The organism is Pseudomonas sp. GW456-L12, assembly GCF_059424045.1.
Map to the genome: position 1 here is coordinate 210,007 of NZ_JBWKZA010000003.1, position 21,676 is coordinate 231,682.

Below are 21,676 nucleotides of genomic sequence, written 5' to 3' on the forward strand. Positions count from 1 at the left end.
TAATCCGATGCATCTAACCCGATCTCGCTAAACCGACCCATCTAAAAAAACTGATCCACTGCCCCGCCCCACGTCCTTGCGCGTGTGGGCCGGCGCAGCCTTGCCCGAAACCTGCCCATAACAATCACAACAATACGGGACGCCCACATGAAGACCCTCAGCCTGTTCGCCATCGGTGCCTTGAGCCTGTTGCCCCCGGGCAGCCAGGCCCTGCCCTTGAACGATGACGTTGCCGTGGAACTGGAGCTGACCCTGGCCAGCGACTACCGCACCCGCGGCATTTCCCAGACCCAGAACGATCCCGCCGCGCAGGCCGCCGCGACCCTGCTGCACAGCAGCGGCCTGTACCTGGGCGCCTGGACCTCCAACGTCGATTTCGGCGGCGGCCTGAAGACCCGCCAGGAAGTCGACTACTACGCCGGCTGGCTGTGGCAGGCCAGCGACGCGGTCAGCCTCGACCTGGGCTACCTCAAGTACAGCTACCCCAGGGAAGGGCAATTCAACCAGAGCGAGGTCTACGGAATTTTCAGCGCCTACGGGTTCAGCCTGGGGGCCTATTACTCCAACGATGCGCCGGGCATCGACAGCCAGCAGAGCACCCTGTACCGCTACCTCGGCTACGAAACCGAGCTGCCCCTGGGCCTGGGCTTGAAGCTGCGTTACGGCGAGATGGACTTCAAGGACCCGCGACTGATCTCGGCCTCGGGCCAGGGTGAGGATGCCTACCACGAATGGGAGGCCAGATTGACCCGCGAAGTGGCGGGCGTGGTACTGGGCCTGAGCTATATCGATACCGACCTGTCGAAAAGCCAGTGCACCGGCAATTACGGGTTCAGCGACCTGTGTGGCGCGACCTGGGTCGCCAGTGCCAGGAAGACCTTCTGAATCCGGCGGGCGCTGGTTGGCGTGAACCGATACGAAAAGCAGCGCCCTTTCGACATTTTTTTTACCAATCCCTATCTATAGTCGGCAGTGCAACTGCTGGCGCCTTCATCACAGGTAGAGGAACGAACTGAAATGGTCTTGGGCAAAGGACTGCGATTCGCGTCAATCACATCGACCCGCCTGGTGCTGCTGTTTTCCCTGGCGCTGGTGCTGCTCTACAACTTCGCCACCTGGCACGCGCTGGGCAACCTGATCAGCCTGCAAGGCCTGCACAAGCTGGCGTTCTTCGCTTCTTTTGGGCTGTTCCTGTGGGCCGCCATCACCCTGCTGCTGACCCTGGTGTCCTTCCGCTGGACCCTCAAGCCGGCGCTGAGCCTGGTGGCCCTGACCTCGGCCGCCGCCGCGTATTTCATGAACCAGTACGGCATCACCATCGACACGGTGATGGTGCAGAACGTGTTCGAGACCAACCCGGGCGAAGCCGCCGCGCTGTTCAACTTCAAGCTGCTGGGCTACCTGCTGGTGCTGGGCCTGCTGCCGGTGGTGCTGATCTGGCACACCCCGGTGCGCTACCGGCCGTTCTTTCGCGGCCTGCTGAACAAGCTGCTGGTGATCGCCGGCTGTGTGCTGGTGATCGCGGTCTCGGTCGGCGCCTTCTATTCCACCTACGCGCCGATCTTTCGCGAAGAAGACAAGCTGACCCACTTCATCAACCCGACCAACTACATCTACGCCCTCGGCAAATACGCCAAGCAGAGCCTGGGGATCAAGCAACACCTGGTGATCCAGCCGATCGGCCAGGACGCGGCGATGAGCGCCCAGGCCAGCGCCCGGGAGAAGAAGTCGCTAATGATCCTGGTGGTCGGCGAAACCGCCCGCGCCGACCATTTCTCCCTCAACGGCTATGCCCGGGAGACCAACCCGGAGCTGGCCAAGCTGGACATCCTCAACTTCACCCAGGTGCACTCCTGCGGCACCTCGACCGCGGTCTCGGTGCCGTGCATGTTCTCGATGTTTCCCCGCGAGGACTACAGCGACAAGAAGGGCAAGACCTACGAAGGCCTGCTGGATGTACTGCAACGGGCCGGCGTGCAGGTGCTGTGGCTGGACAACAACAGCGACTGCAAGGGCACCTGCCTGCGGGTGCCGAACCGCGACATTCCCAAGACCCAGCCGAGCCCCTTCTGCGACGGCAAGAACTGCCTGGACGAGGCCCTGCTGGTGGACCTGCAGCAGTACATCGACCGCCTCGGCGACAACGCGATCATCGTCCTGCACGCCGACGGCAGCCACGGCCCAGAGTACTACGAGCGCTACCCGAAGAACCTGGAGCGCTTCACCCCGATCTGCCACACCAACCAGCTGGGCAGTTGCAGCAGCGAGGAACTGGTGAACGTCTACGACAACACCATCCTCTACACCGACCACTTCCTGGCCCGGGTCATCGAGCTGCTCAAGCACAACCAGCAACGCTTCGACACCTCGATGCTGTACGTCTCCGACCATGGCGAGTCCCTCGGCGAAAACGGCCTGTACCTGCACGCCGCGCCCTACGCCCTGGCGCCGCAGGCGCAGACCCATGTGCCAATGCTGATGTGGTTCGGCCAGCAGGCCCTGAATGACCTGGGCATCCAGCGCGACTGCCTGCAAGGCAAGAGCGGCGAGCCGGACCTGAGCCACGACAACCTGTTCCACTCGGTGCTCGGGCTGTTCGAGATCAGGACCAGCCTGTACCAGCCGCAGCTGGACATCTTCCATTCGTGCCGACCGAACATGACCGCGGCACACTAGCGCCGCTGGATAGCGCTTGGCTTCTGTAGGAGCGAACGGGCGGCGATCCGACTTGCTCGCGATGAACGATAACGCGGTGTGTCAGATACCCCGCGTCGCGGCCTTCGCGAGCAAGCTGCGCTCCTACAGAAGAAGATCGCGCACGTTCCGTAGGGTCTAACCGCGCTTGAGGATCAGGTCCATGACCCGGTCGGTTTTCACCGCCTCGGCGGCCAGCGCCGGGTGCTGCGCTTCGCCACGGATATGGGCGTTCATGCCCAGCACGTGGTGCCACTGGATGTGCTCGGGGTTGTCGATGAACAGGCTCAGCTGTTCATCGGCGTCCAAGCGCAGCGGATGCTCGTCGAACACCGAGAAGCCGATACGCCCCTGGCTGCCGATGATCTCCACCCGGTCCACCCGACGGTCCGCGACGAAGTTCCAGGCCCCCGTGCCCAGGACGCCGCAGGCGAAGCGCCAGCTGGCGCTCACCGCGTCCTCGGCGCTGTACAGCCCGGCCTGCCGCGCGGTGAAACCGGCGACCTCGGTGATGTCCCCCAGCAGGTACTGGAACAGGTCCAGGCCGTGGCTCGCCAGGTCGGCGAAGTAACCGCCGCCGGCGATCCGGGGGTCGGTACGCCAATTGCGGTCGCCATTGCGATCGGCCTCGGACGGCGCCTTGGTCAAGGTCCAGCTCAGGTGGCGGACCTCACCGATGCGCCCGTCCCGCAGCCATTGTCGCACCTGCTGGAAGCGCGGCAGGGAACGGCGGTAATAGGACACGAACAGGTGCAAGCCGGCCCGCTGGAAAACCTGCTGCATCTCCAGGCTTTGCGCGGCGTTCAACGCCATCGGCTTTTCCACGCAGCAGTGCTTGCCGGCGGCGGCCACCCGCAAGCTGTAGGCGTGGTGACTGTCGGGGGGCGTGGCGATGTACACCGCGTCCACCTCGGGGTCGTCGATCAGCGCCTGGGCATCGGTGTAGAAACGCGCGATGCCGTGGCGCGCCGCATAGTCCCGCACCGCTTCCAGGCGCCGGCCCATCACCGCCACCAGGGCCGAACCCGGTGCCTTGTAGAAGGCCGGGCCGCTCTTGCGCTCGGTGACGCTGCCACAACCGATCATGCCCCAGCGCACAGGCGGCATGCCCTCTCCTCCTGTGCCCATGGGCCGGTCAGACCGCTTGCAGGGCGCGCAGGTCGAGGCGACCGTCCAGCAGCGGCGGGCACCAGTAGTAGCCGCCGGTGATCGGCCGGCTCATGCGGTACAGGCCGTCGACTATGCCGTCTTCCAGGCCGCTCATGCGTCGCAGCTGGACTTCGAAGGCCTGGAGGCTGTGGCCGAAGGCGAGGAACATCAGGCCGCCCTTGTCGCCTTCGATCCACGGCATCGAACGGCGCACCATAAAGGCCTCGGGGGTGAAGCTCTCCTGGGCGGTGCGCTTGACGTGGGCCGAGTCCGGCGCGTCGTCCAGCTCTTCGTTGTCGCTCAGGCGGCGGCCGATGATGTTGTCGCGCTCCTCCTGATGCATCGCGGCAAAGCCCTTGAAGTCGTGCTGCCATTGCTGGATCGCGGCAAAGCTGCCACCGCGCAGGCCGTCGCTGCCGTCGGCCAGGGCCGCGGAAACTGCCTCTTCATCGTGGGGGTTTTCGGTGCCGTCCTCGTAACCGGTCAGGTCGTGGCCGGTCTTGTGGCGGAAGGCTTCGTTCATCTGCACCAGGCGCAGCGCCGGGGCCAGGGCGGCCGCCAGGGCGTTGCTGCGGTGCAGCAGCTCGCCGCGGTCTTCGCCATGCAGCCAGACCCACAGCGCGTGCTGGGTCGAAGGGTTGTCGACACCGACCCCGGTCAGCGCCGGGAAGGCCTTGAGCCCCTGTACGCGGGCGCCCAGCGCCTTGACCAGCGACGCGCCAAACCCTGCTACCGCCGTTTTCCCGTCCACCAGCGTCAGCAGACGATCGATCGCCGCCGGCAGCGCCTCGATGGATTCGAGGGCGAAAAACAGGTGACGAGCCTGGCTCGGAACGGGGGTGGCAAGAATGCCCGGCTGGTAGTAACTCATAGCGACTCCTTGAAGAAAGCCCGGAGTTTACCCGGAGCACCACAATTTGTGGGGGTTTAGACACCCATGAAGTGACGCGGTGAAGGGCCACGCCCCTGTCCTACGCCTGGCCGCCCTCCTCCCGATAGGCACTGGGGCTCAGGCCAGTCCAGCGCTTGAACGCCCGGCGAAAACTGCGCACGTCGCTGTAGCCCACCGCCTCGGTGATGCGCTCGATGGACAGCTGCGGGTTGGCCAGCAGGCTCAGGGTGCGCGCCCGGCGCACCTGCTCCAGCAATGCGTCGAAGGTCAGGTCGTGCTCGCTCAGGCGCCGGCGCAGGGTGCGCCCGCTCATGTTCAGGTCGCTGGCGACCTGGTCGATATGGCTGCCCTGGGTCAGGTCGCGGGAGATGGCCCGCTCCACCGCCTGGATCAGGTCCAGCTTGCGGTGCACCTGGGCGCTTTCCAGTTCCAGCAGCTTGAGCGCCTGGCGCAGGGCCACGGCGTGGTGGTTGGGCAGGCGCGTATCAAGCCATTCGCCGGCGATGACCATGCGGTTGTGCAGGCAGCCGAAGTGCACGTCGGGCCCCAGCAGGCGCAGGTACTCGTCCTGGTAGGCCGGGGCGGCGTGCATGAACTCGACCCGCAGCGCCTTGAAATCGGCGCCGACCAGGGCACGGCCATAGACCGGCAGGCTGGCGAAGAACTCTTCGACGGCAAAGATCTGTACGTCGCTGTAGGGCAGCCGGCATTCGGCCTCGACGAAAAATTCGTCGCCCTGCTGCCGCACCGTGCAGCTGACAATGCCGCCCGAGGTGTACTGGTGGCGGATGCCGATGTCGAAGGCATCGCGCAGGGTCTTGCACAGCGACAGCACATGCCCCAGCAGGCCCAGGGTGCCGAGCACGTTCTGATGCCCGACCCACAGGCCCAGGCCCTGCCGGGGCAAGGCCTTGAGCGCGCGCTGGATCATCGCCACGGCCTGGCGGTAGGAGATGCGTTGCGCGGGGTCCTGCAGGTCGTCGAGGGTAAAGCCCAGGCCACGGCACAGGGTGTGCGGATCGACGCCGTGGCTGCCGGCGACTTCGGCCAGGGTCTGCAACAGAAAGGGTGAAACCAGGGCCAGTTGGTACTGTGGATCGACGGCTTTCATCTGCATGGGCATCGGGTCCCGAGCCGGTTCGGCTGCAATGCTTATTCTGGTTATGCGCCCCGCTCCCAGCCACCGCCAGGGCGAGGCGAGCGCCCGCTCAGCATAGCGTTTTCCGCTCGCGTTCACGGAAGGATGTAACAAGTCATTGCAGGCTGGCCGCGAAAGTCCCCCTCAGTGGCCGCCAATACCCTGCCTGCCCGGGCGTCGAAGGCTTATTCCTATGGGGCGCCCACTGCGCGCCCACTGACAATAATAAGAGCCCGAACATGAATTCGACCCGCACCCCTCTCCCCCGGCGCCTCGCCGCCAGCCTGGCCTGCCTCGCCGCCCTGCCCACCCTGGCCCCGGCCAGCGAATCCGGGGTCGACAATATCGGCCCCGGCACCGACGGTTTTTTCATCCTGCCGCTGGACGTCAACGGCCTGCCGGACCACATGTTCGCCTTCAACCTGTATTACAACCACTACGAAGCGCGGAAGCTGAATATCAGCTCCCTGGGCGGCAAGGTGCCGGACGTGCGGATCGTCTCCGACGCGATCATTCCCCGCCTCGACTACCTGAGCCCGCTGCGGGTATTCGGCGGGCGCCTCGGCGGCTATGTGGCGCAGCCCTATCTGCGCCAGCAGGTGGGGGTCTTCGGCCTCAAGGACCAGCGCGAAAGCATGGGCGACACCACCATCGCGCCGATCATCCTGTGGGACCTGGGCAAGAACCTGACCCTGGGCGCCGCCGTGGAAATCACCATTCCCACCGGCAAGTACGACGCGACGCGCCTGGCCAACACCAGCAACAACTTCTACACCTACAAGCCGCTGGTTTCGGTGACCTGGCTGCCGACCCCGCGCACCGAGCTGTCGCTGAAGACCACCTACAGCTTCAACGAGGAAAACCACGCCACCGACTACAAGTCCGGGCAGATTTTCCACTTCGACTATTCCGCCAGCTACAAGGTGACCGACAACCTGAGCCTGGGGCTCAACGGCTACTACCTGAAGCAGACCAGCGACGACAAACAGTACGGCCGCACCGTGCAGTTTCTCGGCGAGGACGTGGACGACGGCGTGCGCGGCCAGGTGTTCGCCATCGGCCCGGCGCTGTACCTGACCTTCCTCAAGTACGCCAGCGCGGAGATCCGCTGGGCCAAGGAGTTCGACGTCGAGAACCGGCCCGAGGGCGAGATGCTGTGGGCCAAGCTGACGATTCCGTTCTCTTTGTAATGTAGGAGCGCAGCTTGCGCGCGATGAACGATAACGCGGTGGTTCAGACATTCCGCGTCACGGTCATCGCGGGCAAGTCGGATCGCCGCCCGCTCGCTCCTACAGAAGAAGGACGCGCCTGCTCGATTGCCCGCGATGAGGCCCTCGGCAGCAGCGCAAAAACCTAGCTGTAGACCGGCCAGCGCTCGACGATCCGCCCACCGCGCACCGCCAGCAGGTCGCCGAATTGCAGCAGCAGCGCTTCGCTCTGCATCGGCCGCAGGAACACCTGGTCGTCCGGTCCCAGGCCCACGGCGGGCGAGCCGTTGACCATCTCCTGGTTGGAACTGCGGCCGAACAGACCGTTGCTTTGCAGCCCCGCCGGCGACTCGAACTCGGCCTGCCAGTTGCCGCCGTAGATGAAGAATGTCTCGCGCTGGTTCGGGTCCCACCAGGCCAACAGCTTCGACTTGTCGTCCAGCGCCGGGATGCGCACCGGGCCAGTGTTTTTCAGCACCGGGGTAGCGATGTAGGCTGCGGGCCGATGTTCGCTGAGGGATGGCAGGTCGTAATGGGTCGGCTTGAGCATCGCCGTGCCCACCGACACCTCGCTGCTCAACTGTTCCCGCTCATGCATGCGGTAGCTGGGGCTGCCGGCGGTATTGAGGGTCAGCCCCGGCTGCCAGAGCGCCGGATGGCGTTGCCGGGTGAAGTCCACGGCGCTCTGGTAGCGCTGCATGACCTTGGCGAACAGCGCTTCGGGCGAGCCGAGAATGCCCGGCACGCCCATGCCGACAAAGGGGTCGTAGCCCATGAAACCGGCGAACTCCAGGTGTTGGGGGTTGGCCGCGATCAGGGTCAGCAGCGGCCCCAGGCCGCTGCTGTCCTTCACCCCACCGCGGTGCAGGCCGACATCCAGCTCGATATTGATCCGCAGCCGGGTGCCCAGGCCGCGGGCCAGGGCCAGGTATTGCTGCAAACGTTCCGGGGTATCGATCAGCCATTGCAACTGCCGGGCCGGGTCGAACCGGCCTTTGTGGCCCTGGTAGAACAGCTGCGCCGAGCGCACCGGCAGCGGCTTGCCCAGCAGGATATCGGCCTCGGGAAAACGCATGGCATCGTGATTGAGGAACGGCTGGTGGAACGACATCAGGCGCTGGGTGCCGGCACGCTGGCCGATGTACGCCAGCAGCCCCGGCGACGGCAGGGATTTCTCCACCAGCCGCAGCTGCTTGCCGCCGCGCTTGACCGACTGCAGCACCACATCGATGTTGTGGTCCAGGCGATCGAGGTCGATCAGCAGCACCGGGCGCATCGGGCCGTGGGCCTTGAGTTCCTGGTTCAGCGCGCGGAAATAGTCGCTGTAGGGCCCGCCCCGGTCGGCGGGCCGCAGCCAGGCACCCACGCCTGCCAACAAGGCGCCGACACCCGCGGTACCGAGCAGGAAGTTGCGTCGATTCATGCTTTTTATCTCCTTCAGACCACGCCCAGGATGGACGACAGGTGTGCATTGAGGAACTTGCCGCCGGGGTCCAGCGCTTCGCGCACCCGGGTGAATTCCCGCCAGCGCGGGTACAGCGCCTGCAACTGCCGGGCGTTGAGGCTGTGCAACTTGCCCCAGTGCGGGCGGCCGGCGTACTTCCAGAAGATCGGTTCGATGGCGGCGAAGAAGTTGTGGTGGTCCATGGCGTAGTGCTGGTGCACCGAGATCGAACAGCTGTCGCGGCCCTCGAACATGCTCAGGGCAATGTCGTCGGCCTGGACATAGCGGTACTCGATGGGAAACCAGGTGCGCAGGTCCTTGTCGCGGATCAGCTTGAGGATTTCCCGCAGGCAGGCCGGGCCGTGCTCGGCCGGCACCGAGTACTCCATTTCGTTGAAGCGCACGTTGCGCACGTTGGCGTAGACCTCGTAGGAGTCGCCGACCCGGTCGTCGAAGCGGGCGAAATGCCGCAGGCTGTTGAGCAGGGTGCGGCGGGTTTCGGGAAAGTCGCTGAGGTATTTATCGAGGTTCTCGATCAGGTTGACGAACTCGTTGCCGCCCTCTTCCGTCGGGTCCACGGGCGGGGTCGCCGGGTCTTCGGTTTCATTCAGGGCGATCGACAGTGCGTAGTCGGAATGGGTGACCACCAGCATTTCCCAGTGCTGGTTCTCGCGGGTGTTTTTCGCCAGGTCTTCGAGCAGTTCCTCGGTCTTGGCGATCCACTGTTTTTCCCGCAGGCGATAGGCCGGGCGATTCTGCAGACGCACCCGGGTGGCCACGCCCAACGCACCGAGGGAGACCCGCGCTGTGTTGAAGATTTCGGCGTTACGGCGGCTGTCGCAGTCCAGCACCTCGCCGCTGGCGGTCACCAGTTGCAGGCCGCACACCTGGGCCGAATAGGACTTGAAGCCGACGCCGGTGCCGTGGGTCGAGGTGGCGATGGCCCCGGCCAGGGTCTGGTAGTCGATGTCGGCCATGTTCGGCAGGGCCTGGCCGATCGCCTTGAGCGGCGCGCCCATGCGCGATATCTGCGTGCCGGCGGCGAACTCGGCCTGCAAGGTGGCGGCATCGTGGCTGAGCAGGCCGCTGAAAAAACTCAGCGACAGCAGCGTGCCGTCGGTGGGCACCAGGGCGCTGAAGGAGTGCCCCGAACCCACCGGACGGATCTTGCCCGGGGTCTGGCGAATCACCTGCACCAGCTCGTCCAGGTCCTTGGGCGCCAGCCGCGCCAGGGGCAGGCAGCTTTGCGCGCCGGACCAGTTGCGCCAGGGAATCAGCCGGGGCGCCCGCGCCAGCTCGGCCAGCAGCGGGTTGCTGGCCAGCGCACTGAAGGTCCCGGCCACTGCGGCGCGTTGCAATAGCTGACGTCGTGTGAGGGGCATGCTCATGCCAGTGTCCTTGTGCCGGATTATTGGAGGTCTTGTGCGGACATGAAGCGGATCAGGCCGAGGAACTGCTCCTCGGAACACTGCATGCACAGGCCCATCGGCGGCATGCCGTTATAGCCGTTGATGCTGTGGTCCAGCAGGGTATCGGCGCCCTGGGCGATGCGCGGGCGCCAGGCCTGGATATCGCCGGTCAGCGGCGCGCCGGACGCCGGGTTGGCGTGGCAGAGTTTGCAGCTGCTGTCATAGATCCGCGCCAGCGCCGAGTCGTCGGGCAGCTGTTGCAGGGTAGCCGCCGATGGCGGCGCGGGCTTGTCGCCGCAGGCAACCAGCAGCCCGCCCAGCGCCAGCCACAGGGCGATGCGCCCCAGGCGATACGGTGTGACGACGGATGAAAACCGCAGCGAGGCAGTCGGTGCCGGCATGGTGTTCCTCTCGGGTGACGGTCGGGATCGACCCAGAGCCAACACTAAGCCAGGCGCGGCCACGGCCTGAGGGCATTGCGGGCCAGCGAGGGGGGCATCTGCGGCCAGGGGCAGACGCTTGCCCACGATGGGGGCGCCGCGGTTTACCGGTGGACCGCGTTATCGTTCATCGCGCGCAAGTCGGATCGCCGCCCGCTCGCTCCTACAGGATTGCGCGGGCTTCTGTAGGAGCGAGGCTTGCCCGCGAAAAACCGTTAACGATAACGCGGGGGCCTGGGGACCGCCGCTACACGGGCAATCGAGCAACAGCCGGCCACTGCTGCTGGAGAACAACAGCCGGGGCTATTTGATGCGGTAGTGAAAGGTGTTGCGCACCGCGGGCACCGACACCGCCTGGCCGTCGACGATGCGCGGTTGGTAGCGGAAGGTGTTGGCCGCCGCCAGAGAGGGGCGGATAAACAGCGGGTGGCAGCCATCGAGCACCTTGGGGTGCTCCACCTTGCCTTGCGGGTTGACGCTGTATTCCACGGTGCAGTCGCCCTCGATGTGCTTGTCCAGGGCGCGTTGCGGGTAGTCCGGGGCCTCCTTGCTCAGGGGCAGGTATTGGCGGCTGTCGGCCGCGGCCTGGGCGGCAGCTTGTTGCCGGGCGCGCTCGGCGGCCAAGCGGGCCTGTTCGGCACGCTGCTGCTGTTGAGCTTGCTCCTGGGCCAGGCGCTGCTGCTCGGCTTCGCGGCTGCGCTGTTGGTTTTCCTGGCGCTCGCGCTGCTGCTCGGCCAGTTGCTCGCGCTTCTTGTCTTCGACCCGTTTGCGCGCCAGTGCCGCCTGTTCGAGCTTGCGCGCCTGGAGCTGTGGATCGATAGCAGGCTTGACCGGCTCGACCGGAGCCGCGAGCAGCGGCTCCGGCGGTGCGGGTGTCGGTACGGGCTCGACTAAAGCCGGCGCGGGCTCGGGCGCTTGTGGCGCTGGCGGCAGCATCACCAGTTGGGTACGCAACACCGCCGGCTGTTCGGCGGCCGGCGGCTCTACCGACCAGCCCGCCACCAGCAGCGCCAGCACCCCGGCGTGCAGCGCCACTGCCAGGGCTGCGGCCAGCGCATGGGACCGCCAGTGCCTGGGCGAGGGTTGCAGGGAGAATTCGTCGAAAGCCTGCCGTGGACTGTGCATGATCATCGCCGTCATTGCGGGGCCTCGGTCACCAGCCCCAGGTTGCTCACCCCGCCCTGCTGCAACGCCGCCATGGCCGCCACCACCAGGCCGTAGCCGGCGTCCTGGTCGGCGCGGATGTAGACCTGGGTATCGCTGCGCGCGGCGACGATTTGCGCCACCTTGGCGCGCATCTCGTCGAGGTCCACCGCGCTGTCGGTCTGCTGGCGCGTATCCAGCTCGCCGCCGAGGTTCCAGTAGTAGCCGCCCTCGGCCTTCACCGACAGGGTCAGGATCTGCTGCCGGGTATCAGTGGCCAGGGCCTCGCTGGCGACCTTGGGCAACTCGATCTTCACCCCCTGGCTGAGCATCGGCGCGGTGACCATGAAGATCACCAGCAGCACCAGCATTACGTCGATGTAGGGCACCACGTTCATTTCGGCCTTGGGCCCGTGCTTGCGTTGCGGCCTGACTAGCATCTGCACTCTCCTCTCAGGCCGCGACGGCCAGGTTCGACGACGCGCCGTGCAGCTGGCGATGCAAGCGCGCCTGCAGTTCGTTGCCGAAGGCGTAGTAGCGGGTCAGCAGGGTCTGGCCGCGGGCGGCGAAACGGTTGTAGGCAATCACCGCGGGAATCGCCGCGAACAGGCCGATGGCGGTGGCGATCAGCGCTTCGGCGATGCCCGGGGCCACGGTGGACAGGGTCGCCTGCTGCACCTGGGACAGGCCGAGGAAGGAATTCATGATCCCCCACACGGTGCCGAACAGGCCGATATAGGGGCTGACCGAACCCACCGTGGCGAGGAACTGCAAACCTTTTTCCAGGCGGATTTCCTGCTCGCTGATGGCCACGTACAGCGAACGCTCGACCCCTTCGAGCACCACCCCGGCCGGGTTGCCACCCTGCTGGCGCAGCTGGCTGTAGGCCTGGAAACCGGCCTGGAAGATCGGCTCGACACCGCCCTCGCCGTCCGCCTGTTGCAGGCTTTCGCGGTACAGCGGGGTCAGTTCGGCGCTGCCGCGAAAGCGCTGGACGAAGGCGTCGAGCTGGCGTTCGGTGCGCTTGAGCACGCTGCTGCGCTGGATGATCAGGTACCAGCTGAGCAACGACGCCAGCAACAGGGTGAGCATGACTGCCTTGACCAACAGGCTGGCATCGCTGATCAGCCCCCAGATGGTCATGTGTTCCAGTGTCGCCTGCATGGTGAAACTCCTTTGCCTGTGCGCCCGGGCCGTCAATGCACGACGGCGCCGGGGCTATTCGATGACATGTTGATGAACGGTTAATGACAGCTCAGGGCAGTTGCAGCGCCCTGGCCACCTCGGCCCAGGGCACGAACTTGAAGTTCTGGGTCTGCTCGGGCATGCGCTTGCGGCCGTCCTGGACCACCAGCAAGCCCCGGCTCCAGGGCCCGCCGAGGTTGGCCGAGGTGACTTCCAGGCCATCGGTTTCCGACGCCCCGTCGATGCCCGCGGCGGCATTCAGGCCGACCCGGAAGACCCCGCGGGAGGCGAACGGCGGCTCGGCATCGAGCAACACATAGCTGTCGTTGCCCTGGCTGGAAATCACCAGGTAGTCATGCGTCTCGCTCTGGTACAGCGCCAGGCCCTCGACATCGGCATGCAGCTGCGGGCCGACCTTGATCACGCTGGTGAGGTTGGCCGGCTGGTCGGCGCGGGCATCCACCGCCCACACGCCGACGTCTTCCTCGCCGAGGAACAGGCGCTGGCGCTGGTCGTCGGCGACACAGCCTTCCGGCTGGCTGTCGACCTTGAACTGGCGCACCAGCTCGCCCTGGACCCGGCCATCGGCGGCACTCAGGCGGTATTGCAGGAAGCGGCCGTCCTTGCCGTTGGCGAAGGCATACAGCTCGCCGCTGGCCGGCTGGAACAGGCAGATGCCGTAGATTTCCTTGAGCGGTGTGGGGATCTCCCCGGCTTCGTGCAGCTCGCCGCTGGCGCGATCGATGCTGAACAGGCTGAGGCTGTTGTGATCGCGGTTGCTCGCCACCGCCAGGTCGACCACCTGGGTGCCCAGCTTGAAGTTCGCCCGCAGGTCGACGTTGTTCAGCCGCCCCACCGGCAACTCCTGGAGCAACTTGCCTTGCAGGTCGTAGGCCAGCAGCCCCTGCTTCTTGTTGGTGCCCAGCACCCGGCTCAGCGCCGGCTGGCGCGGATGAATCCAGATCGCCGGGTCGTCCGCCGCGTCGCCCTGGCGCCCCACCGGCTCGCTCTGGCTCAGGGCCGGCACATTCGGCAGCACCGGCACCGGCGGCACCGGGGTGGCCTGCCAGTCCAGCCGGCCCTGGTAGATCTGCCCATCGTCATCGTCGCGCACCAGCACTTGCAGGCCCTTGGCGCTGGCCTGCACGGCGAGGTTTTCCGGCTCCTTCAGGCCGGGCAAGCTCAGGTTGGCCCTGGGCGACCAGCCTTCGCCCTGTTGTTGGTCGCCCTGCTGATAAAGGTGCAAGCGCGCCGCCTTGGGGTCGAGCGCCAGCACGCCGCCCGGCACCAGGGCCATGGCGCCGGCGGCCTTGGCGATGTCGCCGAAGGGCGCGCGCATGGCCACCGGCCGCCGCTCGACCTGCGCCTCGGGGTGCGCCGGGTAGGCCCACCAGCCGACGTTCTCTTCGTTGACCAGCAACTGATTGGCACCATCGTCCACCTGGCAGAACTGCGCCGCCGGCGGCAGCGGTACGCCGCGCACCCGTTGCGCCGTGGCGCTCAGCCGGGCGCCGGTGCCCACCAACCATTGCTCGCCCTTGCCCTCCTCGCCCACCAGGAACAGGAACAGGTTGCTGGCCTCGTCGCGGTACAGGCACAGGCCGTTGACCGGGAAGTCCCGCGCCGGCAGGTACAGCGTCTGGCCCCACTGGCGGCTCTGTGGATCGAGGCTGACCAGCAGCGCCTGCTGGCGATCGTTGTCCAGGCTCGCGACCAGCACCTGGCGGCCGGCGGCGCGGGTATCCAGGCTGCTGAAGTTGCCTTTGAAGCGAGCCAGCTCGGCCCCCTCGGCATCCAGCAACAGCAGGCCGTCACGGTTGCTCGCGGCGAGGCGCTCGGAGCCGTTGGGCAGGAAGGTGATGGCATCTGCCTCAAGTGCCGGTGCCCAAGGGCGCAGAGCCAGATCGGCGGCCATCGTCTGGCCGCAGGTCAACGCAGCCATCAACAGGTACAGGTAGGAACTTCTCATGAACAGGCAAAATCCTTGTCAGGCAAACCGCCCTCTGTAGGAGCGAGCTTGCTCGCGAAAAACCTCAAGACAGCGCGTGCTTACAAACAGCCCGCGTCATCGTTCAAGACCTTCGCGAGCAAGCTCGCTCCTACAGCGTGTGCGGTGTGGATTAGAAGTGGGTGAAGGTCAGGCCGAGCTTGTAGGTCGGGCCGTACTCCTCGTACTGGCCGTTGTAGGAGCGGTGACCGGTGTAGACGAAGTACGGCTCGTCGGTGAGGTTCTGCGCCTCGAAGCTGAGCTGCAGGCTCTTGGTCAGCGAGTAGCGGGCGCTGAAATCGACGAAGGTCTGGGCATCGACGTGCAGGTCGTGGGCCTTGTCGTTGATCGAGGCCAGCTCATAGAGGTAGTCCGACTTGTAGTTGGCCGACAGGCGCAGGCTGAGCTTGTCGTTTTCCCAGCCGAGCATCAGGTTGCCGACGGTGTCCGACTGGTTCGGCAGGTCGATGCTGCGCTTGCGGTTGACCCCGCTGGCGGCATCGAAGCCCTTGATCTCTGCGTCGGAGCGGCTGAAGGTGGCGTTGGCCCCCAGCAGCAGGCCGTTCCACGGCGCCGGCAGCCAGTCGAATTTCTGCGAGTAGGCCAGTTCCAGGCCGTACAGCTTGGCGCTGTCGTCGTTGGCGAAGGTGTGCGCCTCGGCGAAGTCGGTCCAGGCGCCGGTGCCGGCCAGGTCAGTGTTGTAGACGAAGTTCTTGATGTCCTTGTAGAACACGAAGGCCGAGACGGTGCCGGCGCGACCCATGAAGTGCTCGATGCCCAGGTCCAGGTTGCTCGACTCCAGCGGCTTGAGGTCCGGGTTGCCGAAGCTGGCTTCGTCATCGTCGATGACAAAACCCGGCGCCAGCTGGCCGAAGGTCGGGCGCACCACCGCCTTGGTCCAGGCCGCGCGCACCTGGGTGTTCTTGTCCAGCTGGTAACGCGCGTGCAGGCCCGGCAGCCAGTGGTGGTAACGACGCTTGGTCTTGGTGGACTGGAACTCGCCGTCGGTGGCGCCGGTGCCCTTGGCTTCGAACTCGGTGCCTTCGTAGCGCAGGCCGGCGATAAAGCGCCAGTCGTCGATATCGACGGTGTTCATCAGGTAGCCGGCGTTGATGTCTTCGCGGATCTTGAAGTCGTTGACCCGGGATTCGGTTTCGTCGAAGAACGCATCGCGGTCCAGGCCGCCAATCAACTGCTTGATCGAGCCGCCGCTGATGCCCGGGCCGAAGCGGCCGAGGCGATAGTCGACGCTGCCTTTGCGGAAGCGGTCGAGGTTGAGCTGCTCGTCGCTGAAACCCAGTTCGTCGAAGTCCTTGTAGACCCAGGCGTCGAGGTCGTTGTCCTTGTTGCGCCGGCTGACCTTGCCGCCGAACTTGACCTGGGACGCATAGCCGCTGAGGTCGTAGTCGCGGGCCAGGTCCAGGCGCAGGTTTTTCTCGGTGTCGGTGGTGCGCTGCTTTTCCCACTCGACCTTGTCCAGGCTGAAGTTGCCCGGGTCGTAGAAACCCTGGCCGACGATCGGCCGCGGCTTGTCCTTGTCGTAGAAACCGCTGTCGGCGAAGTCGTCGTTGCCTTCGAACACCGCGTTGGCGATGTGCCCCGGGCTGTCTTCGCTGGAGCGGCTGTAGCCGGCCTGGCCGCTGAGGGTCCAGAGGCCGAACATGCGCTCGCCGCCGAACACGTAGGACTGGATCTCCTGGGTTTCCTCGCGCTGCTTGAGCTTGCGTTTACCTTCGGCGTCGCCCAGCTCGCCGGCCGCCTGGGGCTCGGCGAACTCCAGGCTGGCGGCGTTGCGTGTCTCGCTGTCCTTGTAGCGGCTGTACAGGGTGCGCAGGTAGTAACTGCTGAGGTCGTCCGGCTTGTAGTCGAAGTTCAGGCCGCCGCCGGCGCGCTCGCGGCTGATGTCGTAGTCGCGCTGTTCGAACTCCTGCAGTTTCGCGCCCTGTTCGAAGTCCCAGGCGCCGCCGGTCTCGACGTTGTCCGAACCGAAGTCGCGCTTCTGCCAGCTCAGGGCTGCGGCCACGCCGAAGTTGTCGATGCCGTCGCCGAGGCTGAAGCGGTCGCTGACCGCGCCGGAGAATTTCGGGCTGGTCTGGTGAGTGTTCCGGTCGTAGCTGGCTTCACTGCTGCCGGTGTAGAACAGGCCCTTGTGATCGAAGGCCGAAAGGCTCTGCACATCGACGGTGCCGCCCAGGGAGTTGGCGTCCATGTCCGGGGTCAGGGTCTTGATCACCGACAGCGACTGCACCAGCTCCGAGGGCAGCACGTCCAGGGCCACGGCGCGGCGTTCGCTTTCCGGGGCCGGCACCAGGGTGCCGTTGATGGTCACGCTGTTGAGGTCCGGGCCCAGGCCACGCACGCTGACGAAGCGCCCTTCGCCCTGGTCGCGCTCGACGCTGATGCCCGGCAGGCGCTGCGCCGCTTCGGCGACGTTCTCGTCCGGCAACTGGGCCACGCCGTCGGCGTGCACCACGCTCTTGATGCTGTCGGCGCTGCGCTGCTCCTTGAGCGCCTGGTCGATGCTCGCGGCCTGGCCGACCACTTCCAGGTGTTCGGTGGTTTTACTCGAGTCGGCTTCGGCGGCGCTCAGGCGGTCGCTGGCGATCGCCATGGCCAGGGCGGTGAGCGTGAAGCCGAGCAGGCCGGCGGTGCTGCTGCGCTTGTACATGATGGTCCTCCCCCAAGAGTCCGGTGACGCCAGGCAAGGGGCCCGGCAACTGGGAGGGCAAGCTAGGGTCGGCGAATGACGGTTCCGTGACAGGGGTTGGCGGGGAGGCCCTTGAAGCGGGGTTTGGGCCGGGTTCGAGGGGCAAAGTGAGCTGAAATGACCTTTTCCCGGGGGTTGGCGGTGACTGGTCTGACGCTTTCGCGGGCAAGCCTCGCTCCTACGCCGCGCAACGTCAGCGGCCACACCGCCCCCAGATCGCAAAAAAAACACACCGTCACGATGAGCTGATTCGACCTCCCCCACCCGCTTCGCCGCCGTCACCCGGCTGTCACACACATCTGCTGTGCTGGCGCGCATTGCTTCTTCGCCAAAGGATCGCGGCCATGTTCTCAGTGCTCAAACCCCACCGATGGAAACTCGCCACCCTGCTGCTGGCGGCCAATCTCGGCCTGCTCCTGCACCTGGCCTGTGGCGAGTTGAAGGCGGTCAGCGAATGGGTGTGGCTGGACATAATCGGCGAAGGCGGTACCGCCCTGCTGGCCCTGATCTGGCTCGGCCTGGTGCTGAAAAGCCGCCCGGCGGGACGGGTCACCAACTACCTGGCCCTGGGCCTGAGCTGCATATTCTTCTCCTGGTGGATCGACAGCCTCGACGAGTTCATCCGCCTGCCCGACAGCATCGCCTGGGACCACTGGCTGGAATCCGCGCCGATGCCGGTGGGCATGGTCCTGCTGACCATCGGCATCTACCACTGGCACCGCGAACAGCTGGCGATCAGCGCGCAGATGGAGAAACGCGAACGGCTGTTCCGCGAGCACCGGCTGTTCGACAAGCTCACCCCGCTGGGCGGCGCCGACTACCTCAAGCGCCAGCTGGCCGACAGCCTGCAGGACAGCCAGCGCCAGCAGCAGCCGCTGTCGCTGCTGGCCCTGGACCTGGACAACTTCGCCGCGATCAACCAGGACTTCGGCCACGCCGAGGGCGACGCGGTGCTGCAGGCGCTGAGCCATTTGCTGCTGCTCAACCTGCGTCGCCAGGACCTGCTCTGCCGGTTGGCCGGCGACCGCTTCGTGGTGCTGCTGCCGAACACCGGCGAGAGCCAGGCGCGGCTGCTGGCCCAGGAGCTGCAACAGGCGGTACGGAGCCTGGCGCACAAGAGCCGCCAGCACGGCGAACGCTTGCAGCTGTGCGCCTGCACCGCGGTGGTGATGGCCCTCGACGAGACGCCGGAGGTGCTGCTCAAGCGCCTCAACCTGGCCCTGGCCCGGGCCAAGCAGCCGCTGGCGAAAAGCGCCTGAGGCCCGGCCATGACCCTGAAGACCCGTTGGTACGAAAACGACAGCCGGTTCATTCCCGGGCATTACCAGCCGGCCAGCCTGATCGACCTGGCGCTGTCGCGGGACATCGACAGCCATCGCCTGCTGCGCGGCACCGGGCTGTTCCACGAGGACATCCTGGCCGGCCAGACCCGCCTCAGCCCGCAGCAGTTTCTCGGCCTGATCGGCAACAGCCGACGGCTGCTGGACGCCGACGACAGCAGCTTCCTGTTCGGCCAGCGCCTGCTGCCCGGGCACTACGGCGCCGCCAGCCACGCCCTGCGCCACGCGCAGAACCTGCACCAGGCCCTCGACACCCTGGTGCAGCAACAGGCGCTGCTCAGCCCACTGGCCAGCCCGCGCTTGCTGCTGGACGACCAGCACGCCTACTTCTACTGGCTGGACAGCTGCGGCGCCGGCGATCAATGGCGTTTCCTGCTGGAGGCCAGCATGACCTCGCTGGTGGCCATGAGTCAGTGGCTGAGCGGCCAGCGCCTGCCCTGGGAATGCAGCTTCAGCCATGCCGAGCCGCGTTATGTCGAGCAGTACTGGGTGCACCTGGGCGAGCACACCCAGTTCAAGCGCCCGATGGACCTGATGCGCATCCCCCGGGAATTCCTCACTCAGCCCTGGCCCAACGCCTCGGCCACCGCCGGCCAGGTGGCGCGCCAGGAAGCCCAGGGCCAGCTCGAGCAACTGGGCTTTGCCTCAAGCTTCCTCGACTGTGTCTACCGCTACCTGCAAGGCCGGGTGCGCCAGGCACCGAGCCTGGAACAGACGGCCCAGGCCTTCGGCATGAGCCCGGCCACCCTCAAGCGCAAGCTGCACAAGCACGACAGCGGTTTCCAGCAGCAGGCGGACCTGGTGCGCAAGCATGTGGCGCTGTACCTGTACCGGATCAAGGGCCTGAGCAACGAGGAAGTCGCCGAGTACCTGAGCTTCAACGATGCGGCGAATTTCCGCCGCTCGTTCAAGCGCTGGACCGGCAGCACCCCCAGGCTGATCCGCCAATTGTTCAGCGCCGGTTGAAACAAAGGCTGTTTTTCCATGGGAAAAAGCGGCTACTCTTGGCCCAAAGAACCACACCATCACACCTCTGCTGCACGACTTTCCGCCATTTTGGCCCAGCTTTTTGCTAAAGACCCGAGACACCAGGGCGTATACCCGTAGAAACAACCCCCTGGAGACCTGTCTTGCTCGTCAGCGCCGGCGCGCTCCAGCCCGCCGGTGCATTGCCCATTGCCATTACGGAATAGAGTCATGACCACAGCCCATCTGTTGAACACGCTGTTTCCCGTCGCCGCCGACATCCCCGAGCAGTACCGCCTGGACGGCCAGGTCGAACAACGCGAGTACCTGGTCGACGGTCAGTTGCAGACCTGGAACGGGCCCCTGGCCCTGGTGCGCAGCCCGGTGTACCTGGCCACCGCCCATGGCGACGAACAAGTGATTCTCGGCAGCACCCCGCTGCTCGACGCCGACACCGCGCTGACCGCCCTCGACGCCGCCGTGCGCGCCTACGACCGTGGCCAGGGCGCGTGGCCGACGATGCGCGTGGCCGAACGCATCCAGCACGTCGAAGCCTTCCTCGGGCGCATGCGCGAACAGCGCTCGGCGGTGGTCAAGCTGCTGATGTGGGAAATCGGCAAGAACCTCAAGGACTCGGAAAAAGAGTTCGACCGCACCTGCGACTACATCGTCGACACCATCAACGCCCTCAAGGAACTCGACCGCCGCTCCAGCCGCTTCGAGCTGGAGCAGGACACCCTCGGCCAGATCCGCCGCGTGCCCCTGGGCGTGGCCCTGTGCATGGGCCCGTACAACTACCCGCTGAACGAGACCTTCACCACCCTGATCCCGGCGCTGATCATGGGCAACACCGTGGTGTTCAAGCCGGCCAAGTTCGGCGTGCTGCTGATCCGCCCGCTGCTGGAAGCCTTCCGCGACAGCTTCCCGGCCGGGGTGATCAATGTGATCTACGGCAGCGGCCGGGAAACCGTCAGCGCGCTGATGGCCAGCGGCAAGATCGATATCTTCGCCTTTATCGGCACCAACAAGGCCGCCAGCGACCTGAAGAAACTGCACCCCAAGCCGCACCGCCTGCGCGCCGCCCTGGGCCTGGACGCGAAAAACCCCGGCATCGTGCTGCCGCACGTGGACCTGGATAACGCGGTCAACGAGGCGGTCACCGGCTCGCTGTCGTTCAACGGCCAGCGCTGCACCGCGCTGAAGATCCTCTTCGTCCACGAAACCGTGGTCGATGCCTTTATCGAGAAATTCAACGCCAAGCTGCTCAGCCTCAAGCCCGGCATGCCGTGGGAACCGGGGGTGGCGCTGACGCCGCTGCCGGAGTCGGGCAAGGTCGATTACCTGCATGCCCTGGTGGCCGACGCCATCGACAAGGGCGCCACAGTGGTCAACCCCGGCGGCGGCGAAACGCGGGCGTCGTTCTTCTACCCGGCGGTGCTGTACCCGGTGAACAGCCAGATGCGCGTGTACCAGGAAGAGCAGTTCGGGCCGGTGGTGCCGATCGTGCCGTATCGCGACCTGGAAACAGTGATCGACTACGTCCTGGAATCGGACTTCGGCCAGCAGCTGAGTATCTTCGGCACCGAGCCGGCACAAGTCGGGCATCTGGTGGACACCTTCGCCAACCAGGTCGGGCGGATCAACCTCAACGCCCAGTGCCAGCGCGGCCCGGACACCTACCCGTTCAACGGGCGCAAGAACTCCGCCGAAGGTACGTTGTCTGTGCATGACGCGTTGCGCACCTTCTCGATCCGCACCCTGGTGGCCACCAAGTTCCAGGAGAGCAACAAGGAGCTGATCAGCGACATCATCCGTAACCGCGAGTCGAGCTTCCTGACCACCGATTACATTTTCTAGGGTCTTTACGAAAAGTCGGCGAGCGAAGGTCAGGCAAGGCAAAAACAGGCGAGGAAGCGGAGTGTAGGGACCTACATGAGCATTCCGAGCCTGTTTTTAACGCAGCATGACCGAGCG

The 21,676-nt window shown here is 65.8% G+C and carries 18 protein-coding genes; 7 read left to right on the plus strand and 11 right to left on the minus strand.

Going from position 1 to position 21,676, the window contains the following annotated elements; translation table 11 throughout:
• The first annotated feature begins 147 nt into the window (after positions 1 to 147).
• Entirely contained in the window at positions 148 to 885 is a 738-nt protein-coding gene (locus AC07Y9_RS05580) for a TorF family putative porin (RefSeq protein ID WP_102679502.1), read from the plus strand.
• Positions 886 to 1,017: 132 nt separating this feature from the next.
• A complete protein-coding gene (locus AC07Y9_RS05585) occupies positions 1,018 to 2,676 on the plus strand; it encodes a phosphoethanolamine transferase (protein WP_371858197.1) in 1,659 nt (552 codons plus the stop codon).
• Positions 2,677 to 2,832: 156 nt separating this feature from the next.
• Here the strand turns inward: AC07Y9_RS05585 and AC07Y9_RS05590 are convergent, their stop codons facing one another.
• The 3 genes from AC07Y9_RS05590 to AC07Y9_RS05600 form a co-directional block, all read right to left on the minus strand.
• Positions 2,833 to 3,801: a Gfo/Idh/MocA family protein gene (locus tag AC07Y9_RS05590; protein ID WP_102679501.1), complete on the minus strand. Its 969-nt coding sequence runs from the start codon at positions 3,799 to 3,801 to the stop codon at positions 2,833 to 2,835.
• A 28-nt stretch (positions 3,802 to 3,829) separates the two neighbouring features.
• On the minus strand, positions 3,830 to 4,714 hold the full coding sequence (locus AC07Y9_RS05595; RefSeq protein ID WP_102679500.1) for a Dyp-type peroxidase: 885 nt from the start codon (positions 4,712 to 4,714) through the stop codon (positions 3,830 to 3,832).
• Between the two features lie 100 nt (positions 4,715 to 4,814).
• Entirely contained in the window at positions 4,815 to 5,852 is a 1,038-nt protein-coding gene (locus AC07Y9_RS05600; protein WP_102679499.1) for an AraC family transcriptional regulator, read from the minus strand.
• A gap of 260 nt (positions 5,853 to 6,112) precedes the next feature.
• On the opposite strand from AC07Y9_RS05600, the gene AC07Y9_RS05605 reads away from it, so the two are divergent.
• Entirely contained in the window at positions 6,113 to 7,063 is a 951-nt protein-coding gene (locus AC07Y9_RS05605) for a SphA family protein (protein ID WP_087091561.1), read from the plus strand.
• Positions 7,064 to 7,077: 14 nt separating this feature from the next.
• Entirely contained in the window at positions 7,078 to 7,230 is a 153-nt protein-coding gene (locus AC07Y9_RS05610; protein WP_157832263.1) for a hypothetical protein, read from the plus strand.
• Here the strand turns inward: AC07Y9_RS05610 and AC07Y9_RS05615 are convergent.
• The 8 genes from AC07Y9_RS05615 to AC07Y9_RS05650 all read right to left on the minus strand — a co-directional run bounded on the left by AC07Y9_RS05615 (position 7,227) and on the right by AC07Y9_RS05650 (position 17,357).
• Positions 7,227 to 8,435 (minus strand): DSD1 family PLP-dependent enzyme, encoded by a 1,209-nt coding sequence (locus tag AC07Y9_RS05615; RefSeq protein ID WP_173679829.1) that lies wholly within the window; start codon positions 8,433 to 8,435, stop codon positions 7,227 to 7,229. The two genes, AC07Y9_RS05610 and AC07Y9_RS05615, sit on opposite strands and share 4 nt — an antisense overlap.
• An 83-nt stretch (positions 8,436 to 8,518) precedes the next feature.
• Positions 8,519 to 9,847 (minus strand): D-arabinono-1,4-lactone oxidase, encoded by a 1,329-nt coding sequence (locus AC07Y9_RS05620; protein ID WP_173679828.1) that lies wholly within the window; start codon positions 9,845 to 9,847, stop codon positions 8,519 to 8,521.
• 86 nt (positions 9,848 to 9,933) lie between these two features.
• Positions 9,934 to 10,335 carry a c-type cytochrome gene (locus AC07Y9_RS05625; protein WP_087091564.1) on the minus strand — a complete coding sequence of 134 codons (402 nt, stop codon included), beginning with the start codon at positions 10,333 to 10,335 and terminating at the stop codon, positions 9,934 to 9,936.
• A gap of 342 nt (positions 10,336 to 10,677) precedes the next feature.
• A complete protein-coding gene (locus AC07Y9_RS05630; RefSeq protein ID WP_102681509.1) occupies positions 10,678 to 11,514 on the minus strand; it encodes an energy transducer TonB in 837 nt (278 codons plus the stop codon).
• Positions 11,511 to 11,957 carry a protein TolR gene (tolR, locus tag AC07Y9_RS05635; protein WP_102681508.1) on the minus strand — a complete coding sequence of 149 codons (447 nt, stop codon included), beginning with the start codon at positions 11,955 to 11,957 and terminating at the stop codon, positions 11,511 to 11,513. The genes AC07Y9_RS05630 and tolR overlap by 4 nt, the downstream gene beginning before the upstream one ends.
• Positions 11,958 to 11,970: 13 nt before the next feature.
• Entirely contained in the window at positions 11,971 to 12,681 is a 711-nt protein-coding gene (gene tolQ / locus AC07Y9_RS05640) for a protein TolQ (RefSeq protein WP_087091567.1), read from the minus strand.
• 91 nt (positions 12,682 to 12,772) lie between these two features.
• Positions 12,773 to 14,671 carry a phytase gene (locus AC07Y9_RS05645; RefSeq protein WP_102681507.1) on the minus strand — a complete coding sequence of 633 codons (1,899 nt, stop codon included), beginning with the start codon at positions 14,669 to 14,671 and terminating at the stop codon, positions 12,773 to 12,775.
• 151 nt (positions 14,672 to 14,822) lie between these two features.
• Positions 14,823 to 17,357 carry a TonB-dependent receptor gene (locus AC07Y9_RS05650; RefSeq protein WP_102681506.1) on the minus strand — a complete coding sequence of 845 codons (2,535 nt, stop codon included), beginning with the start codon at positions 17,355 to 17,357 and terminating at the stop codon, positions 14,823 to 14,825.
• Between the two features lie 383 nt (positions 17,358 to 17,740).
• Here AC07Y9_RS05650 and AC07Y9_RS05655 point away from each other — a divergent pair, with 383 nt between their 5' ends.
• From AC07Y9_RS05655 to AC07Y9_RS05665, 3 genes are all read left to right on the plus strand, one after another.
• Positions 17,741 to 18,655 carry a GGDEF domain-containing protein gene (locus AC07Y9_RS05655; protein WP_102679800.1) on the plus strand — a complete coding sequence of 305 codons (915 nt, stop codon included), beginning with the start codon at positions 17,741 to 17,743 and terminating at the stop codon, positions 18,653 to 18,655.
• Between the two features lie 9 nt (positions 18,656 to 18,664).
• Positions 18,665 to 19,702 (plus strand): AraC family transcriptional regulator, encoded by a 1,038-nt coding sequence (locus AC07Y9_RS05660; protein WP_102679801.1) that lies wholly within the window; start codon positions 18,665 to 18,667, stop codon positions 19,700 to 19,702.
• A gap of 231 nt (positions 19,703 to 19,933) precedes the next feature.
• Positions 19,934 to 21,559 (plus strand): NADP-dependent glyceraldehyde-3-phosphate dehydrogenase, encoded by a 1,626-nt coding sequence (locus tag AC07Y9_RS05665; RefSeq protein ID WP_102679802.1) that lies wholly within the window; start codon positions 19,934 to 19,936, stop codon positions 21,557 to 21,559.
• Positions 21,560 to 21,676: the final 117 nt, after the last annotated feature.

Bases quoted from the DNA above. Each gene is read 5' to 3' on its own strand.
- AC07Y9_RS05580 (WP_102679502.1), top strand. From the start codon at position 148: ATGAAGACCCTCAGCCTGTTCGCCATCGGTGCCTTGAGCCTGTTGCCC.
- AC07Y9_RS05585 (WP_371858197.1), top strand. From the start codon at position 1,018: ATGGTCTTGGGCAAAGGACTGCGATTCGCGTCAATCACATCGACCCGC.
- AC07Y9_RS05590 (WP_102679501.1), bottom strand. From the start codon at position 3,801: ATGCCGCCTGTGCGCTGGGGCATGATCGGTTGTGGCAGCGTCACCGAG.
- AC07Y9_RS05595 (WP_102679500.1), bottom strand. From the start codon at position 4,714: ATGAGTTACTACCAGCCGGGCATTCTTGCCACCCCCGTTCCGAGCCAG.
- AC07Y9_RS05600 (WP_102679499.1), bottom strand. From the start codon at position 5,852: ATGCAGATGAAAGCCGTCGATCCACAGTACCAACTGGCCCTGGTTTCA.
- AC07Y9_RS05605 (WP_087091561.1), top strand. From the start codon at position 6,113: ATGAATTCGACCCGCACCCCTCTCCCCCGGCGCCTCGCCGCCAGCCTG.
- AC07Y9_RS05625 (WP_087091564.1), bottom strand. From the start codon at position 10,335: ATGCCGGCACCGACTGCCTCGCTGCGGTTTTCATCCGTCGTCACACCG.
- AC07Y9_RS05630 (WP_102681509.1), bottom strand. From the start codon at position 11,514: ATGACGGCGATGATCATGCACAGTCCACGGCAGGCTTTCGACGAATTC.
- tolR (WP_102681508.1), bottom strand. From the start codon at position 11,957: ATGCTAGTCAGGCCGCAACGCAAGCACGGGCCCAAGGCCGAAATGAAC.
- tolQ (WP_087091567.1), bottom strand. From the start codon at position 12,681: ATGCAGGCGACACTGGAACACATGACCATCTGGGGGCTGATCAGCGAT.
- AC07Y9_RS05645 (WP_102681507.1), bottom strand. From the start codon at position 14,671: ATGAGAAGTTCCTACCTGTACCTGTTGATGGCTGCGTTGACCTGCGGC.
- AC07Y9_RS05650 (WP_102681506.1), bottom strand. From the start codon at position 17,357: ATGTACAAGCGCAGCAGCACCGCCGGCCTGCTCGGCTTCACGCTCACC.
- AC07Y9_RS05655 (WP_102679800.1), top strand. From the start codon at position 17,741: ATGTTCTCAGTGCTCAAACCCCACCGATGGAAACTCGCCACCCTGCTG.
- AC07Y9_RS05660 (WP_102679801.1), top strand. From the start codon at position 18,665: ATGACCCTGAAGACCCGTTGGTACGAAAACGACAGCCGGTTCATTCCC.
- AC07Y9_RS05665 (WP_102679802.1), top strand. From the start codon at position 19,934: ATGACCACAGCCCATCTGTTGAACACGCTGTTTCCCGTCGCCGCCGAC.